The sequence below is a fragment of the Rhizobium sp. BK456 genome, from assembly GCF_014194045.1.
GTDB lineage: Bacteria > Pseudomonadota > Alphaproteobacteria > Rhizobiales > Rhizobiaceae > Rhizobium > Rhizobium redzepovicii.
On the sequence record NZ_JACIAO010000007.1, the window covers coordinates 108,663 to 122,694 of the forward strand.

A 14,032-nucleotide genomic window follows, 5' to 3' on the forward strand; every position below is an offset into this window, starting at 1 on the left:
TCGGCATCTTTCGGCCGCCGTCTACCCCAAGGATCTGGTCCGGCAGTCTTTTACAGCCTCCAGCCTTTGCACTAGGGTACTCATCAGTGAATCGCCGGTCCATGACCCGCACCAGATGGAGAACCCTTGATGACCGATGCCGCCAAGCCGAGAGGCGAACTGACGCTGCGCACGCTCGCCATGCCGGGTGATGCCAACCCGGCCGGCGATATCTTCGGCGGCTGGGTCATGGCGCAGATGGACCTTGCATCGGGTATCCGCGCCGCCGAGCGCGCCAGGGGCCGCGTCGTCACTGCCGCCGTCAAGGAGATGGCCTTCGAACTGCCGGTCAAAATCGGCGACACGCTGTCGGTCTATACCGACATCGAGCGCGTCGGCCGCACCTCGATCACGCTGATCGTCGAAGCTTGGGCGCATCGTGCCCGTTACGCCAAGATGGAGAAGGTTACCGCCGCCACATTCATCATGGTGGCGCTCGACGAAGAGGGCAAACCGAAGGCCGTCCCCGAGGAGTAACACTCTCGAAACCGAGGGATAAGGCATGGAAACGGTCAGCGCGCCGGAAGTCTTCCTTCACATCAAGGTGGTGATGGGCATGGTCATCAGCCTTTCGCTTGCCAGGCTGCTGACCGGCGTTGCCGGCATCGTCCAGCATCCCGGCAAGGCGAAAGTCTATGCCGTCCATCTCGGCTGGGCGCTCTCCCTGTTCCTCTTCATCATTCACATCTGGTGGTGGGAATATCGCCTGCAGGCCGTGCCTGCGATCGGCTTCGGCATCTATCTCTTCCTCGTCTGCTTCTGCAGCCTGTTCTTCCTGCTCTGCGCCCTGCTCTTCCCGGCGAGCCTCGATGAATATGGCGGCTACGAGGAGTATTTCATTTCCCGGCGCAAATGGTTCTTCGGCATCCTCGGCCTGATCTATGCCGTCGATATCCTCGACACGGCGATCAAGGGGCCGGAACGCATCCTCTCGCTCGGCTGGGAATATCCCGCCCGCAACATCGTCTACATCCTGCTGTGCGTCCTCGCCGCCTGGACCCCCAACCGCCGCTTCCACACCGGCTTCATCATCGCCAACCTGGTCTATCAGGTCAGTTTCATCTTCCGGCTCTATGATGTGCTGGGGTGAGGAGCGATCGGGCGCGGCCCGAGCAATCGATCCAGTGAATCGATTGCAGCGACGAACGCCCTGAGCCCAAGCGAAGGGCCGGGCAGCGGCTTGCTCCCTCTTCTCCCCAGCGGGGAGAAGATGCCCGTCAGGCCAGATGAGGGGGTGAGCGGCAAGGCCGCGAATGCGCGGAGCGCAAGCGAAGGGCAATGAATGGTGTACCGCGCGGCCCCCTCATCCGACCCTTCGGGCCACCTTCTCCCCGCTGGGGAGAACAGAGAGCAGCCCATTCACCCTCTCAAAAACTGCGATCCCTTATCAAACCCCAAACCCGGAAAGATCTTCCCCGTCAGATCGTCCACCCCGACATCGAACAGCCGATAGAGCATCGCCGCCGCCACCTCGCGCACGTCGGCGGTCGGCATCAGGTCGCGGTCGTCGAGCAGCTGGCCGTCGCCGATGCCGGGCCACTTGCCGAGAATACGGCCGCCGTTGATCGCGCCGCCCGCCAGCAGCGCACAGCCACCGGTACCGTGGTCGGTGCCGGCGGAGCCGTTCTGGCGGGCGGTGCGTCCAAATTCTGTCATGGCGAGCACCACGGTCTTTGACCAGATCTCAGGCCCGAGCGTCGTCTTCAACGTGTTGATCGCCTGGACGAGATCCTGTGCCGGCCGCTTGAACTGGCTGGCCTGGCCGATATGCGTATCCCAGCCGGTGATCGAGAAACTGGCGATGCGGTAATCGCCCTTCAGCATGTTGGCGGCGAGCGCCGCCACATCGGCAACCTTCTCGCCGCGCTGGCCATCCGGCTCGACCATCATCAAGGCGGCGTCGGCCCGCGTCGCCTCGGCAAGTGCCGCGGCAAACGGCGGATCGCCGGCATAGAGCCGCACCAGGAACTGCATCTCGTCGCGCGCCGGCGCCAGATTGGAATCCGACGCCCAGACATCGACGTCGTTCGGCCCGGAGAGGATCAGCTCGGTCGAGGTATTGACGTCGATTGCCTTGCGCGCATCCGAGCGCGGAATGACCGCAAGTGCCCGGTTCAGCCAGCCGGTCTTTTCCTCGGCGACATGTTCACCGCCCGATTCCAGCATATCCTGACCGTCGAAATGGCTGCGCTGGTCGCGATAGGGCGTCGACACCGCCTGCACGAAGGCGAGTTCCCGGCTCTTCCACAGCGGCATCAGATCGGCGGCGGCGGGATTAAGACCGAAATGTCCATCGAGGTCGAGAAGCCCTGTATCGGGCGTCAGCGCCAAGGTCGGCCGGAGCGCGGCAAAGCCGGCATCGCCATAGGGCTGCACCAGATCCAGCCCATCCATCGCGCCGCGCAGCACGATGGTGACGAAGCGGTTGTCACCCGGCATCGCCGCGAAGGTGACCGGGGTGAAGACGGGAGCGGCAGCGAGACAGCAGGCTGAGGTCAGAAAACCGCGGCGGGAAAGCGAGATCCGGTTCATCGACAGTGTCATGGCGAAAGTCTCCTATCGGCGGTTGAATTCAGGCGATGCCAGCACCAGCGTCAGGCCGCTGATCTTGTTCGGCGCCTGCGACACCACGCGGATCGTCTCGTCGCGCGCAGCATCGGCAAGCGTCGACTTCAGGAATTCGCGCGGATCCTCGTCGCGGCCGAACTGTGCAGAAGCGCGTCTTGCCCAAGCCAGTCGCTCGGCGAGCTGGCTGCCTGTGATCCAGGCGGAAAAACCTTCCTCGAAGCCGGCTGGGCTCGGCGGCAGCCAGGTCGGCTGTCCCATGCGCTTCAGCGCCCCCTGCCCCAGCGCCCGCGCCGTCCGGAAGGCCTTGAGACGCTTGTCCCTCGCCTCGCCGGCAGGATCCGTGGTCACAGGCGATCCCACCATGCCGGGCGTATTGGTCGCCATGTCACCCTCCTCAGTGCCCTGCTGGTTTGCCGCCAGGAAGCTGCCGACGACGCCGTTGACCGGCCCCGCATTCAGCGCCCTGAGACCCGCAACGACGTAGTCGAAGGGCTGTCGCGCCTTGGCGCCCTCGTTCTGCCAGGCGGCGGGATGGTCGAGCATGGCGGTGTAGACGGCGGTGAGATCGCCATCCGTCTTCTTCCAGACGGTCGCCATGTTGGACACCATGCCCTCGTCGGGCTGGTCGGAGACGAAATGCACTGCCAGCTTGCGGCTGATATGCGCCGCCGTCTTCGGATGGACGGAAAGATCGTCGAGCATATCGAGATAATCGTCTCGCGAGCGCTTGCGCCCGCCATAGCTGACGCCGAGCACCTCATGCAGGCCGGGCTCGGAAATATTCGGCCGAAAGGCGATGTCCATCTCCTTGCGGTCGATGGTGAGCCCCGTTAGCACCATGGCCGCCGCCGTCACATCGGCCTGGCTGTAGCCGCTGCCGGCGCCGAGCGTGTGCAACTCCAGCAGTTCGCGGCCGAGATTTTCGTTCAGCCCCTTGTTGCGCTTGATACCGCCGGCCGAATCCGGCCCGAGCGAATCCGCCTGGTCGAGATAGATCAGCATGGCCGGATGGGCCGTGGCGCTGCGCAACAGATCACCGAACTTGCCTGCGATAAACGGCCGGATCGCCTCGGTCTCATAGAGCGGCACGATGAGGCGCATCGGCAGGCTCTTATTGGCGCTGGTGGAGAAATGATCGTTCCAGAAGGTCGAAAGCCGCTCGTAGAAGCCGTAGGGCGACAGCACCGCCTGCATCAGCCGCAGGTTCGCATCATGCTGGAACTGCTGCTGCGCCTGGTGCTGCACGCCCTTTCGCATCTCGCGCCGCGCCGGGTCGTCGGTCACCGTCTTGGCGTCCTCGCGGATCTGCCTCAGCTGCTCCTGCAGGCTGAGGATCGCGCGATGGCGCATGTCGGGACCGCCGAGCGGAAAGTCCGGCGTCGCCGCCACGCCCTTGCCGAGCTGACCGATCAGCTCGTCCTTGTTCTGCGGCGGCGTCTCGCCCGGCCGGAACCCATAGCCGAACCGGATCGCAGCCATCGTCGGGAAAGAGAGGCTCATGGCCGGTCAACTCCTGATCAATAAAGAGTGACAGGCTGCCAGCCGATTGCGACGGCAATCTGTAGGAAATGTGGCGATATCCAGACATGGACGATTTGTAATCTGTTGAAAAAACTACAATTTACGCCCGAAAGATGAAGGATGCTCCAATTGCGATAAGCGCAAAGCCGATCGCGTGATTCCAGGTCAGGTTCTCGCCGAGCCAAAAGATCGAAAAGCCGGCAAAGACCAACAGCGTGATCACCTCCTGCATCGTCTTCAACTGCGCCGTCGTATAGACCGCCGAGCCGATACGGTTGGCCGGCACTGCCAGGCAATATTCGAAGAAGGCGATGCCCCAGCTGACGAGGATGGCAAGGAAGATGGCGCTGCTCTTGTGCTTGAGATGGCCATACCAGGCAAAGGTCATGAAGATGTTGGAGGCAAACAGCATGATGACAGGCCAAAGGGCGGCGGGAGAAAAGGACATGGAGTAACTCGGGCTGTGGAGGAAACGGTCGATCCGGTTCGATACCGGCGAGCTCTACCTAGCACGCCGCCATTCGACGGCAAGCCCCCGAGGCTCGGACCGATCGTCTCATGCGGCAGAGACGAGGCGGATAGCCGGCGGCACGTTTTCCAGCACTGGCCATGGCCGGTAGGCCATGAGCAAAGACCGGCGACATCAGCCGCCGGCCTCTGTAACCGCCGGCAGCGCTAGATTCGCATCGCGCCATGCGGCTCCTTGGCTTCCTCCATGCCGAAGCGCACATCCTTTTTCTCGTAGCCAAAGCCGGCGAGCAGGGCGACGGCGAGCGCCACCACCGCCGCGACGATCAGCAGCGCATAGGCGTAATCGCCATCCCAGCGAGCGGCGAGGCCCGCCTGCAGCGTCGCATTGCCGGAGGCCAGCAGGTTGCCGAGCTGATAGGCGAAGCCCGGGAAGGTGCCGCGCACCTCGTCCGGCGACAGCTCGTTCAGATGCACCGGCACGATGCCCCAGGCGCCCTGCACGAAGAACTGCATGAGGAAAGCACCGATGGCGAGCAGCACCGGCCCCGGCGCATAGGCCCAGAGCGGGGCCACCGGCACGGCGATCAGCGCGGCAGTGACGATCGCCCGCTTGCGGCCGATCCGCTGCGACAGCGCCCCGAAGAACAGCCCGCCGCAGATCGCGCCGATATTGTAGACGATGGCAATGGCGCCAACCGTATAGCTCGAATAGTTGCGCTGGCTTTCGAGGAAGGTCGGGTAGATATCCTGCGTGCCGTGGCTGAAAAAGTTGAACGCCGTCATCAAGAGCACCGCCCAGATGAACAGCGGGATATTTTCGCGCAGCACTGTCAGGAACGGCGGGCGCCCCTCGGCCTGCCGTCTCAGAAAGGCGGGACTCTCCTCGACATTCCGCCGGATGTAGAGCACGAGCAGCGCCGGAGCCGCGCCGATGAAGAACATGCCGCGCCAGCCGATGACGGGAAAGAGCAGGAAGAACACGATCGAGGCGATCAGATAGCCCGAGGGATAACCCGCCTGCAGGATGCCTGAGACGATGCCGCGGCTTTCCTCCGGCACCGTCTCCATGACCAGCGAGGCGCCGACGCCCCACTCACCGCCCATAGCAATGCCATAGAGTGCTCGGAGAACCAGGAACATGGTGAGGCCGGTGGAAAAGCCGGTGAGGAATTCGAACAGCGAATAGAGCAGCACGTCGGCCATCAGCGTGATGCGCCGGCCGTATCGATCGGCCGCCAGTCCGAAGATCAGTGCGCCGAGCGCCCGCATGGCGAGCGTCAGGAAGATCGCCACCGAGACGGCGGGGACGTCGGTATGGAATTCCTCGGCGATATATTTAAGAACGAAGACGAGAATGAAGAAATCGAAGGCGTCGAGCGTCCAGCCGAGATAGCTGGCGATGACGGTGTTACGCTGCTGCGGCGTCAGCCGGCGCAGGCTTTCCAAAGCGGACATCTGATATTCCTCCGTCCGAAAGCGGCGGCGAGGCGGGCAATTCCGGATGCCGTCGGAAGGGGTGCCCAAAACGGGCGGGTTGCGGCTGTCAGGGCTGCGGTTGCGGGAAAGCACATTCGCAATCGGAGACAGCGGAAACAACGGCAGCGATGCTGACCGAGTTCCATCACGTTTGTCGTGATTAAGAGCGGCGGTCCGGTGGCGGGAGCACCTCCCGGCGCTCCTTGTCCGCGGGGCGGCACCCACCAATCCCTCATGCTGAGGTCCGCAGCCCGACAGGGCGGAGCCTCGAAGTACGCGCCGCAACATTGCTTCTTGCATCCATCAGCCGCCGGAGCACCCGTCTCGCCCTTCGGATGAGGAGCCTCGGAGCATCCGCAACGTCACTCAAACAACCCTGCCCCGGCACGCCCACGCCACCGACGCAAACGACCGCGGCCCATCCGGCTCGCCGGCTTCATATGCCGCCCTGACGGCCGCATCGACTGCCTTTCGCTTGGCCGGGTCCAGCCCGGCGACATATTTGCCGAGCGGCCCCTCGCCAGCGGCGATCGGCCCCCAATAGTCCTCGAAGGAGCCGTATTCCATCCGGATCAGCAGCGACGTCTCCTCGACGTCGACGAGGCCTTGACTGACAAAACTCTGCTTCATCTCCCCCGGCCGCATCATCGGCTGGAAGCAGTATTTGCGACGCAGCGGCAGCGCGTCCTCGTCGAGCATGACAGCCGTGTCCCACATCATCCGCATGATCGGCATGCCACCGTAATGGTCCCAGACGGCGGCGGCAACCACACCGCCCGGGCGCACGACACGGGCCATTTCCGAAACAGCCTTGCCCGCCTCCGGCACGAAATGCAGCACGAGCAACGAGATCGCCCGGTCGAAGCGGTTATCCTCAAAGGGCAGCGCGCAGGCATCCGCCTGCCGGATCGCGATCCGCGGATCGGTATTGCGCCGTGTCGCCGCCTCGACAAAAACCGGCGAATAATCGATCGCGGCGATCTCCTTCAAGCCCGGTCTTCCCGCCAGCGCAAAAGTCAGGCTGCCTGTGCCGCAGCCGACATCCAGCACGCGATCCCCGTCCGCCAATCCGGCGAAATCGATCAGCAGCGGCGCCAGCCTCTTGCTCCAGCGCCCCATCAGCCGCTCATAACCATCCGCACTTTCGACATTGAAACTCGACGGCATCGAAACCTCCCTCTTCAACAACGATGGTCTATCGCCTTGGAGCCGAGCGATCCGTCGCCTTGCGCAAGGCGGGTCGGGCTCCCCGTCGTCCCCGGTTCAGGCCGGGGACGACGGGGAGTGTATCAGGCGGATGCCTTGCCGAGAACGCTCCAGTCGAAGCCCCGCGCCCAATCGGCATAGCTGTGCCAGCCGACATCAGGGAAATCGCGGCGCAGGGCAGCGATGTCGGCGTCGTAGCCGGTGCGGTCGAACCATCCGAACATCAGCGCCGCGTCCTCGCTCTGCTGCCGCATGGCGGCGATCGGCAACTCCTGGTAGCGTATCGGCCGATCGAGCGTCTCGGACAGGATCTTCGCCTGCTGCTCGCCAGACAATTCGTCACCGGCAATATCGAAACGCTTGCCGAACACCTGTTCGCGCCGCTCGGCCAGTGCTGCAACGAAAGCGCCGATGTCCTTGATGGTGATCTGCTGCAGCGGGCGGGTCGGCGGCAGGGCAGCGGCGTAGACGCCCTGGCGCAACCCGTCGATCGCCCAGGGCGCCACCGTATTTTCCATGAAGGCGACGGGCGCGCTGATCGTATAGGGAATGCCGAGGCCTGCGATATGCTTTTCGACGAGGTACTTGCTGTCGAAATGCGGAATGCCGGTTTTCTTGTCCGCATCGCCAACGGAGGAATAGATCAGGTGACCGATGCCGGCGGCCTTTGCCGCATCGGCCACGGTGATGCCCTGGCGCGTTTCCGCCTCCGTCCCGGCCTCGTAGCTATTGCCCATCAGGAACATCGTATCGACGCCCTCAACCGCCCTCGCCACGGATGCGCCATCGTTGAGATCGCCGGCGACGACCTCGACCCCAGCCGCGGCCAGCCGCTTTGCGCCATCGCTGTCCGGCTTGCGTGAGATCGCCTTGACACGGTGTCCCCGCGCGATCAGGGCGCGAACGACCGCGCCGCCCTGCTGGCCGGTGGCGCCGGTAACCAGAACGTTTCGTGTGTTGTCCATCTGTCTGCTCCTTGCTTGTGACTGATGGAGCAAAGTTAGGGCCTGTTGCATTGGACCATAATGGCCTATAATTGGGAAACATCGTACCATATCAGGCTACAATGCTCGACCTCAACGATATCATGATCTTCGCCCGCGTCATCGAGGCCGGCAGCTTCACCGCCGCGGCGCGCCTGCTCGGCATGCCGAAGACAACAGTCAGCCGACGCATTGCCGCTCTCGAGCGCGAACTCGGCCTGCGCCTGCTGCAGCGCACGACCCGCAGCCTCAGCCCGACGGATGCCGGCCGCCTCTATTACGAGGAAAGCAGCCAGGCGCTCCGCACGATCGAAGGCGCCAACCTGCGTCTTGCGGAGGCAAGGGCGGAGCCCGCCGGCACGATCCGCATATCGGCGCCGGTCGGCTTCGGCGGCCACTTCCTGCAGGACGCGATCTTCGACCTTCTGACGACCTACCCGAAGTCGAGGGTCGAATTGCGGCTGACCGACGACAGGCTGAATCTCGTCGAAAACGGAATAGACCTCGCCTTCCGCACCGGCATTCTGGAGGATTCGACGCTGATCGCCCGCAAGCTCGGCTCTACCCATCGCTTGCTCTGCGCGAGCCCCGACTATCTCGCCCGCTGCGGCGCGCCCGATCGCCCGGCAGATCTCGTCCGCCACGACTGCGTTATCGCCGGCCAATCCACCCATGCGCAATGGCTGCTCGAAGGCCCGCACGGACAGGAAACGATCCCGGTCTCGGGGCGCTTCGCCGCCAATGAAATGCAGGCGGTCATGGCCGCGGCGATCGCCGGTTACGGCATCGCCCGACTGCCCCATGGGGTCGCAAACGCCTATATCAGGGATGGGCGGCTGTGCCGCGTTCTCGACGGCTACACGACCCCAGTCGGCGGCCTGCACGTCGTCTATCCGAGCAGCCGGCACCTGCCGCCTCTGGTCAAGACCTTTATCGAACTCGCCGCCAGACGGTTGAACGCGGGAGCCGATGGCAGCGACGACTTCGCCATCATATAGCGGTAGCCCCGTTACACTTCCTTCAGCACCACCTTGCCGTCGAGGCTTTCTATCAAGGTTGCACTCGCCTGATTGAGGCCTGCGACCTCAACGGCGATGCCATGTGCCTTGAATCGCTGCACGACCTTGTCGAGCGCTGCGACGGCGGTGATATCCCAGAAATGCGCCTCGGAGACGTCGATCAGCACGGTCTTGCCGATCGCGTCCTGAACGTCGAAGGCGTCGACGAAAACATCGGCGGAGGCAAAAAACACTTGGCCCGACACGCGATAGGCGCGCCGTCCGGCGGATTGATCGGGCGCGACATCGATGCGCAGCAGGCGGGCGACCTTGAAGGTGAAGAACACGCCGCTGAGCAGCACCCCGACCGTCACGCCCAGCGCCAGATTGGCGGTGAAGACGGTGACCACGACGGTCGCCACCATGACGGCGCTCGACATCCGAGGATGGACCACCACGGCCCGGAGCGACGACCAGTCGAAGGTGTCGATCGAGACCATCACCATGATCGCCACCAGCGCCGCGACCGGAACCTCGGAAACCCATGGCTTCAGGAGCACCATCAGGATCAGCAGGAACGCGCCGGCAAACAGCGTCGAGAGCCGGCCGCGCCCGCCATATTTCACGTTGCTCACCGTCTGGCCGATCATGCCGCAGCCGGCGATGCCGCCGAACAGGCTCGCGGCCGCATTGGCGAGACCGAGACCGGTGCATTCGCGGTTTTTCGAACTCGGCGTATCCGTCAGATCGTCGACGACGCTCGCGGTCATCATCGATTCCAGCAGCCCGACCATGGCGATGGCCAGTGCGGGGCCGGCGATGATCCGCAGGGTTTCCAGCGTCAGCGGCACCGCCGGCAAGGCGAACACCGGAAGCGAATCCGGCAGCCTGCCGAGATCGGCGACGGTGAGAACGGGAAGCCCTGAAGACACCGAGGCGACGGTCAGGATCAGGACGCAGATCAGCGGCGACGGGATCGCCGTAGTGATCCGCGGCGTCAGATAGATGATCGCAAGCCCGGCGCCCAGCACGGCATATTCCATCCAGCCGGCGCCGATAATGTGCGGCATCTGCGCGGCAAAGATCAGGATGGCAAGCGCATTGACGAAACCGGTGCGCACGGATTTGGAGACGAAGCGCATCAGCACGCCGAGCCGCAGCAGGCCGAACCCGATCTGCAGCAGCCCCGCCAGCAGCCCGGCCGCGAACAGATAGGGCAGTCCATGGGCGTGCACCAGCGGTGCCGCCACCAGTGCGACCGACCCGGCCGCCGCTGAAATCATCGCCGGGCGCCCGCCGGTAAACGCAATGACGATGCCGATGACGAAGGAGGCGAACAGGCCGACTTCTGGATCGACCCCCGCCACGAATGAAAAGGCGATGACCTCGGGGATCAGGGCGAAGGTCGCCACCGCCCCGGCAAGCATTTCGCGCATGGGATTGGCGGCCCAATCGCGACGGATAGAGGAAAGCAGCATGGGATGGAGTCTCGCAAAGCATGGCCCGACACGCTCTGCCGAGCGGTCGCGTGATGGCGTGCAGGTTTGCGTTGTCTGGCGGATCGGCGGCCAGAAGAGCCACCCGGGGTCTCACCGGGTCCGTGGTGAATGCCTGGGGTATAGACGAAAATTTTGCCGCAGTGCAACATTCAAATGTGCAGGAATGAAAGCGAAAGCGGCGAGCGAATTGATAACAGCCTGAGCGCGCCGCTTGAGATCACGCCGGACGCCACGATGAAACTCGTCGCCGAGGTGCTCCTTCGCTGCGCGACCGCAGCCGAGGCCCCCTTCATTGCCAGAGGAAATCCGGGCCTGTGCTCTGCGACGTAAGCTTGAGTGTGCCATCCGGTTGAACCACATAGGTCTCGAATACACGATAACCGAATTGGCCGAGAAAGGTATTTTTGACCACAGTCCCCGGTCGATAGGGTGAGTGAACGACCTTTCCGCCATAGGTCAGGCTACCCGAAAGAGGTTGAGGGCCTTCCGCGTTGGCGCAGGCCGTGAGGGTGAAGAGAATGGCAAGGAGTATGTGCCTCATCCGGATGATCTCCCTGGAAGGGTCCAGCGACGTGCACGACGTCAATCTCCTTTTTATCAGATCGCTGCCCTGCTGCTGTCAAAATCTTTGCGTCGGGCCGCCTCTGCTCGCGAGAGCGCGCTGACAATCCTTTCGTCGGTGAAAGGCTTGGAGATCACGTCGAGCGCTCCAGCGATACCGTTGCCGACACTCTCGGGACTACCGGTCACGAAAATAACGTCCACGCCGAAGCGATCGATCAGCCGGCGCGCAAGCTGGGCGCCGCTCAGCCCGTCGGAAAGGCTGAGATCGACGAGCGCTACATCGCTTCTCGGAGCGTAGGCTAGAGCTTGCTCCACCGTCGAAAGCGGCCCGACAGTCTGGTGTCCAGCCTCTTGCGCAATGCGTTCCAGCTCCAGAGCGATAATATTCTCATCTTCAACGATCATGACCTTCATGAATAAGCCTCCTTATCCGGCCGCGGGGGCACACCGCCGGCAACGGCTACAACGCGGCTGGTTCCAGAATGTTTCCACTCTGCATTGAATTTCCTTCAAGACCTCGGACGCCGCCCGGTCGAACTTCGGCCGAGCGGGTTGAAATCCGGTCATCGGCCCCCGCCTTGCCGGCTGCTATCCAAGGCCGGCAAGGCAATTGCCCTCTCGTCACGATTTCTCGTTTGCACCCTCGGCCCGGAAAGCCGCCTCGCCGGCATCGGAGACCTCGACCCACTTCTTGTCGGGCTCGGCGTCGGCGACATAAGCGTCGTTCCAGTTCCACCACTTGTAGGTCGCTGTCCGGGGATAACCCTCCGGCGAATCCTCCCAGACTTCCTGGCGGCCGAGCGGCGTGATGTCGAGATAGTTCCAGGTGCCGCCCATCTGCTCGTCGCCGCGGTTGTTGATGAAATAGGTGCGGAAGATGCGCTCGCCGTCGCGGTAGAACACGTTGGTGCCGTGCCACTCGTCGACGCCGAAATCCTTGTCGAAACTGTCTGTGATCGTCACCCACGGCATCGTCCAGCCCATCCGCGCTTTCAGCCGGGCAATATCGGCCTGCGGTGCGCGTGAGGCGAAAACCAGCGTCGTGTCGCGGGCGTTGAGATGGGCGACGTGGGCGACCTGATCGGCCACCATCGAGCAGCCTCGGCAGGCGTGCTCGGGCCAACCGAAGACGCCTGGCTCGTAGAAAGCGCGGTAGACGATCAACTGGTGCCGGCCTGCAAACAGATCGAGCAGGCTTACCCTTCCCTCAGTCCCTTCGAAGACATAATTCTCTTCCACGACCACCCAGGGCATGCGCCGCCGCTCGGCGGCAAGCGCATCGCGAGCGCGGGTATGGGCCTTCTCCTTCACCAGAAGTTCCCTACGAGCCACTTCCCAGGCCTGCTGCGAGACGACCGCGGGCTTGTGCATCGCCTGCCCACCTTTTCCATTCTCCGTTGTTGCAGTCATTGCGTCGATCTCCTCTTTGAGGCGAATTCCCGCGCTCCGTTGGCGAAACCGGTTCATCGCGCATTGATCGGAGATAGTTTCGCATCGGAGATCGGACAGTGGGAGTAACAAGTGTGACCGTAATTCCCCCGGTCGGCGCCGCCGATCCGGCCGCCGGCAACGAAGTGATTGGCTAGCGTTAGCGCAAGCCACCCTCGCAGCGCGACCAGCCCAGCCGGCGCGCATCGATTGGCAAAATCTTGTTTCATATGGCGCTGCAGATCGCTTCCCGCCGGTAATAGCCTTAATGAGGCAGCGTTTCGTCAGTCCGGCTGAAAACGCGCGTGCCCTCTTCTTCGATCTGGCTCAATCGACTGTAACCGATGACATTCGGCTTGGCAGCGATCTGGGCGACCAGAATCGCGCCCGCCGAAATACTTCAAACCATCGCAGCCGGTTTGATCGGGAGAGAGTTGCCAAAAGCAGGCGAGTATCGGAAGCTCGTTTTTTGGCTATCAGGCGACGGATTGTTCGATATGACGACAGCCTCTTCCAGTGAGCCGGCCAGGCACGGCACCGCCAGGATCTGCCGCGGCTGCTGGGATCAGATGCATATGCCGATCCCGATCGGCGGCCCGCTCGCGCTTCCTTTCCGCGCCTTCGGCATCACCCGCAGCAAGATGAACCCCGATATCTGCACGATCTGCGAACGCTCTTTCCAGTACGTCAAGAAGCAGCGCCAGATCACCGTCGACGCCACCATCCTGTTTGCCGATATCAGGGGATTCACGGACCTGTCGGAGCGCATCGAGGCGGTGCAGCTGAGCGAGATCGTCAGCCTATTCCAGGATCGCTGCGCCCAGGCGATCTGGGCGCATGACGGCATCGTCAACAAGCAGATGGGCGACGGCCTGATGGCGATCTTCAATTTTCCCATCGTCAGCAAAAATCACGCCAGCGCCGCGATCCTGGCTGCCCAGGAGATCCAGCGCAACTGCGCCGCGGCGCTGAATGGCCTGGCGCTCGAGGCCCTACCCGGCCGCGCCCTCGGCGTCGGCGTCGGCATCCATTCCGGCGAGGTGCAGATCGGCGAATTCTCGACCTTCCGCAGCGATTTCACCGCCATCGGCGGCGTCGTCAACCAAGCCGCCAGGCTCGAATCCCATGCCGCCGCCGGCGAGATCTTGATCTCGGCAGAAACGGCCGCGAAGGCCCCCGACCTCGCGGCAGGCGCCGAAACCCGCATGTTGGCCCTGAAGGGCATCGAGCAGCCGGTGCAGGCACGTGTGCTGGCCAAGCACTGAGCGACGGCGATTGC

Annotated in this window: 14 protein-coding genes and 1 other annotated feature; of the genes, 4 read left to right on the top strand and 10 right to left on the bottom strand. The window is 63.4% G+C overall.

Going from position 1 to position 14,032, the window contains the following annotated elements; all coding sequences use genetic code 11:
• Window positions 1-129: 129 nt before the first annotated feature.
• Window positions 130-516 carry an acyl-CoA thioesterase gene (locus tag FHX03_RS20240; RefSeq protein WP_097625854.1) on the top strand — a complete coding sequence of 129 codons (387 nt, stop codon included), beginning with the start codon at window positions 130-132 and terminating at the stop codon, window positions 514-516.
• 25 nt (window positions 517-541) lie between these two features.
• Window positions 542-1,129, top strand: coding sequence for a hypothetical protein (locus tag FHX03_RS20245; protein ID WP_097625855.1), 588 nt, complete (start codon window positions 542-544; stop codon window positions 1,127-1,129).
• Between the two features lie 269 nt (window positions 1,130-1,398).
• On the opposite strand, the gene FHX03_RS20250 is transcribed toward FHX03_RS20245, so the two are convergent.
• From FHX03_RS20250 to FHX03_RS20275, 6 genes are all read right to left on the bottom strand, one after another.
• Window positions 1,399-2,583, bottom strand: coding sequence for a DUF1501 domain-containing protein (locus FHX03_RS20250; protein ID WP_097625856.1), 1,185 nt, complete (start codon window positions 2,581-2,583; stop codon window positions 1,399-1,401).
• Between the two features lie 12 nt (window positions 2,584-2,595).
• Window positions 2,596-4,107, bottom strand: a complete 1,512-nt coding sequence (locus tag FHX03_RS20255) for a DUF1800 family protein (protein ID WP_183779435.1) — start codon at window positions 4,105-4,107, stop codon at window positions 2,596-2,598.
• A 121-nt stretch (window positions 4,108-4,228) separates the two neighbouring features.
• Window positions 4,229-4,576 (bottom strand): DMT family protein, encoded by a 348-nt coding sequence (locus FHX03_RS20260; RefSeq protein ID WP_097625858.1) that lies wholly within the window; start codon window positions 4,574-4,576, stop codon window positions 4,229-4,231.
• Between the two features lie 227 nt (window positions 4,577-4,803).
• Entirely contained in the window at window positions 4,804-6,054 is a 1,251-nt protein-coding gene (locus FHX03_RS20265; RefSeq protein ID WP_097625859.1) for an MFS transporter, read from the bottom strand.
• A gap of 387 nt (window positions 6,055-6,441) precedes the next feature.
• Complete coding sequence (locus FHX03_RS20270; RefSeq protein ID WP_183855137.1) at window positions 6,442-7,242, bottom strand: class I SAM-dependent methyltransferase; 801 nt, start codon at window positions 7,240-7,242, stop codon at window positions 6,442-6,444.
• A gap of 122 nt (window positions 7,243-7,364) precedes the next feature.
• Complete coding sequence (locus FHX03_RS20275; RefSeq protein WP_183855139.1) at window positions 7,365-8,246, bottom strand: NmrA/HSCARG family protein; 882 nt, start codon at window positions 8,244-8,246, stop codon at window positions 7,365-7,367.
• A gap of 101 nt (window positions 8,247-8,347) precedes the next feature.
• Between FHX03_RS20275 and FHX03_RS20280 the strand changes: the two genes are divergently transcribed.
• A complete protein-coding gene (locus FHX03_RS20280) occupies window positions 8,348-9,262 on the top strand; it encodes a LysR family transcriptional regulator (RefSeq protein WP_183779441.1) in 915 nt (304 codons plus the stop codon).
• An 11-nt stretch (window positions 9,263-9,273) separates the two neighbouring features.
• On the opposite strand, the gene FHX03_RS20285 is transcribed toward FHX03_RS20280, so the two are convergent.
• From FHX03_RS20285 to FHX03_RS20300, 4 genes are all read right to left on the bottom strand, one after another.
• Window positions 9,274-10,740: a SulP family inorganic anion transporter gene (locus FHX03_RS20285; RefSeq protein WP_097625863.1), complete on the bottom strand. Its 1,467-nt coding sequence runs from the start codon at window positions 10,738-10,740 to the stop codon at window positions 9,274-9,276.
• A gap of 69 nt (window positions 10,741-10,809) precedes the next feature.
• Window positions 10,810-10,865: a sequence feature (sul1 is cis-regulatory element that is thought to sense ions involved in sulfur or methionine metabolism; They are found in Alphaproteobacteria), on the bottom strand.
• Between the two features lie 185 nt (window positions 10,866-11,050).
• Window positions 11,051-11,302 carry a hypothetical protein gene (locus FHX03_RS20290; RefSeq protein ID WP_097625864.1) on the bottom strand — a complete coding sequence of 84 codons (252 nt, stop codon included), beginning with the start codon at window positions 11,300-11,302 and terminating at the stop codon, window positions 11,051-11,053.
• Window positions 11,303-11,358: 56 nt separating this feature from the next.
• Window positions 11,359-11,739: a response regulator gene (locus FHX03_RS20295; RefSeq protein WP_097625865.1), complete on the bottom strand. Its 381-nt coding sequence runs from the start codon at window positions 11,737-11,739 to the stop codon at window positions 11,359-11,361.
• Window positions 11,740-11,946: 207 nt separating this feature from the next.
• Complete coding sequence (locus FHX03_RS20300; RefSeq protein ID WP_183855141.1) at window positions 11,947-12,735, bottom strand: DUF899 domain-containing protein; 789 nt, start codon at window positions 12,733-12,735, stop codon at window positions 11,947-11,949.
• A 515-nt stretch (window positions 12,736-13,250) separates the two neighbouring features.
• Between FHX03_RS20300 and FHX03_RS20305 the strand changes: the two genes are divergently transcribed.
• Window positions 13,251-14,018, top strand: a complete 768-nt coding sequence (locus FHX03_RS20305) for an adenylate/guanylate cyclase domain-containing protein (RefSeq protein ID WP_183855143.1) — start codon at window positions 13,251-13,253, stop codon at window positions 14,016-14,018.
• Window positions 14,019-14,032 lie beyond the last annotated feature (14 nt).

What these genes read in the sequence shown, in the direction of transcription:
- FHX03_RS20275 (WP_183855139.1), bottom strand. Translation starts at nt 8,246, where the DNA reads ATGGACAACACACGAAACGTTCTGGTTACCGGCGCCACCGGCCAGCAG.
- FHX03_RS20285 (WP_097625863.1), bottom strand. Translation starts at nt 10,740, where the DNA reads ATGCTGCTTTCCTCTATCCGTCGCGATTGGGCCGCCAATCCCATGCGC.
- FHX03_RS20290 (WP_097625864.1), bottom strand. Translation starts at nt 11,302, where the DNA reads ATGAGGCACATACTCCTTGCCATTCTCTTCACCCTCACGGCCTGCGCC.
- FHX03_RS20255 (WP_183779435.1), bottom strand. Translation starts at nt 4,107, where the DNA reads ATGAGCCTCTCTTTCCCGACGATGGCTGCGATCCGGTTCGGCTATGGG.
- FHX03_RS20240 (WP_097625854.1), top strand. Translation starts at nt 130, where the DNA reads ATGACCGATGCCGCCAAGCCGAGAGGCGAACTGACGCTGCGCACGCTC.
- FHX03_RS20270 (WP_183855137.1), bottom strand. Translation starts at nt 7,242, where the DNA reads ATGCCGTCGAGTTTCAATGTCGAAAGTGCGGATGGTTATGAGCGGCTG.
- FHX03_RS20260 (WP_097625858.1), bottom strand. Translation starts at nt 4,576, where the DNA reads ATGTCCTTTTCTCCCGCCGCCCTTTGGCCTGTCATCATGCTGTTTGCC.
- FHX03_RS20265 (WP_097625859.1), bottom strand. Translation starts at nt 6,054, where the DNA reads ATGTCCGCTTTGGAAAGCCTGCGCCGGCTGACGCCGCAGCAGCGTAAC.
- FHX03_RS20305 (WP_183855143.1), top strand. Translation starts at nt 13,251, where the DNA reads ATGACGACAGCCTCTTCCAGTGAGCCGGCCAGGCACGGCACCGCCAGG.
- FHX03_RS20280 (WP_183779441.1), top strand. Translation starts at nt 8,348, where the DNA reads ATGCTCGACCTCAACGATATCATGATCTTCGCCCGCGTCATCGAGGCC.
- FHX03_RS20295 (WP_097625865.1), bottom strand. Translation starts at nt 11,739, where the DNA reads ATGAAGGTCATGATCGTTGAAGATGAGAATATTATCGCTCTGGAGCTG.
- FHX03_RS20245 (WP_097625855.1), top strand. Translation starts at nt 542, where the DNA reads ATGGAAACGGTCAGCGCGCCGGAAGTCTTCCTTCACATCAAGGTGGTG.
- FHX03_RS20250 (WP_097625856.1), bottom strand. Translation starts at nt 2,583, where the DNA reads ATGACACTGTCGATGAACCGGATCTCGCTTTCCCGCCGCGGTTTTCTG.
- FHX03_RS20300 (WP_183855141.1), bottom strand. Translation starts at nt 12,735, where the DNA reads ATGACTGCAACAACGGAGAATGGAAAAGGTGGGCAGGCGATGCACAAG.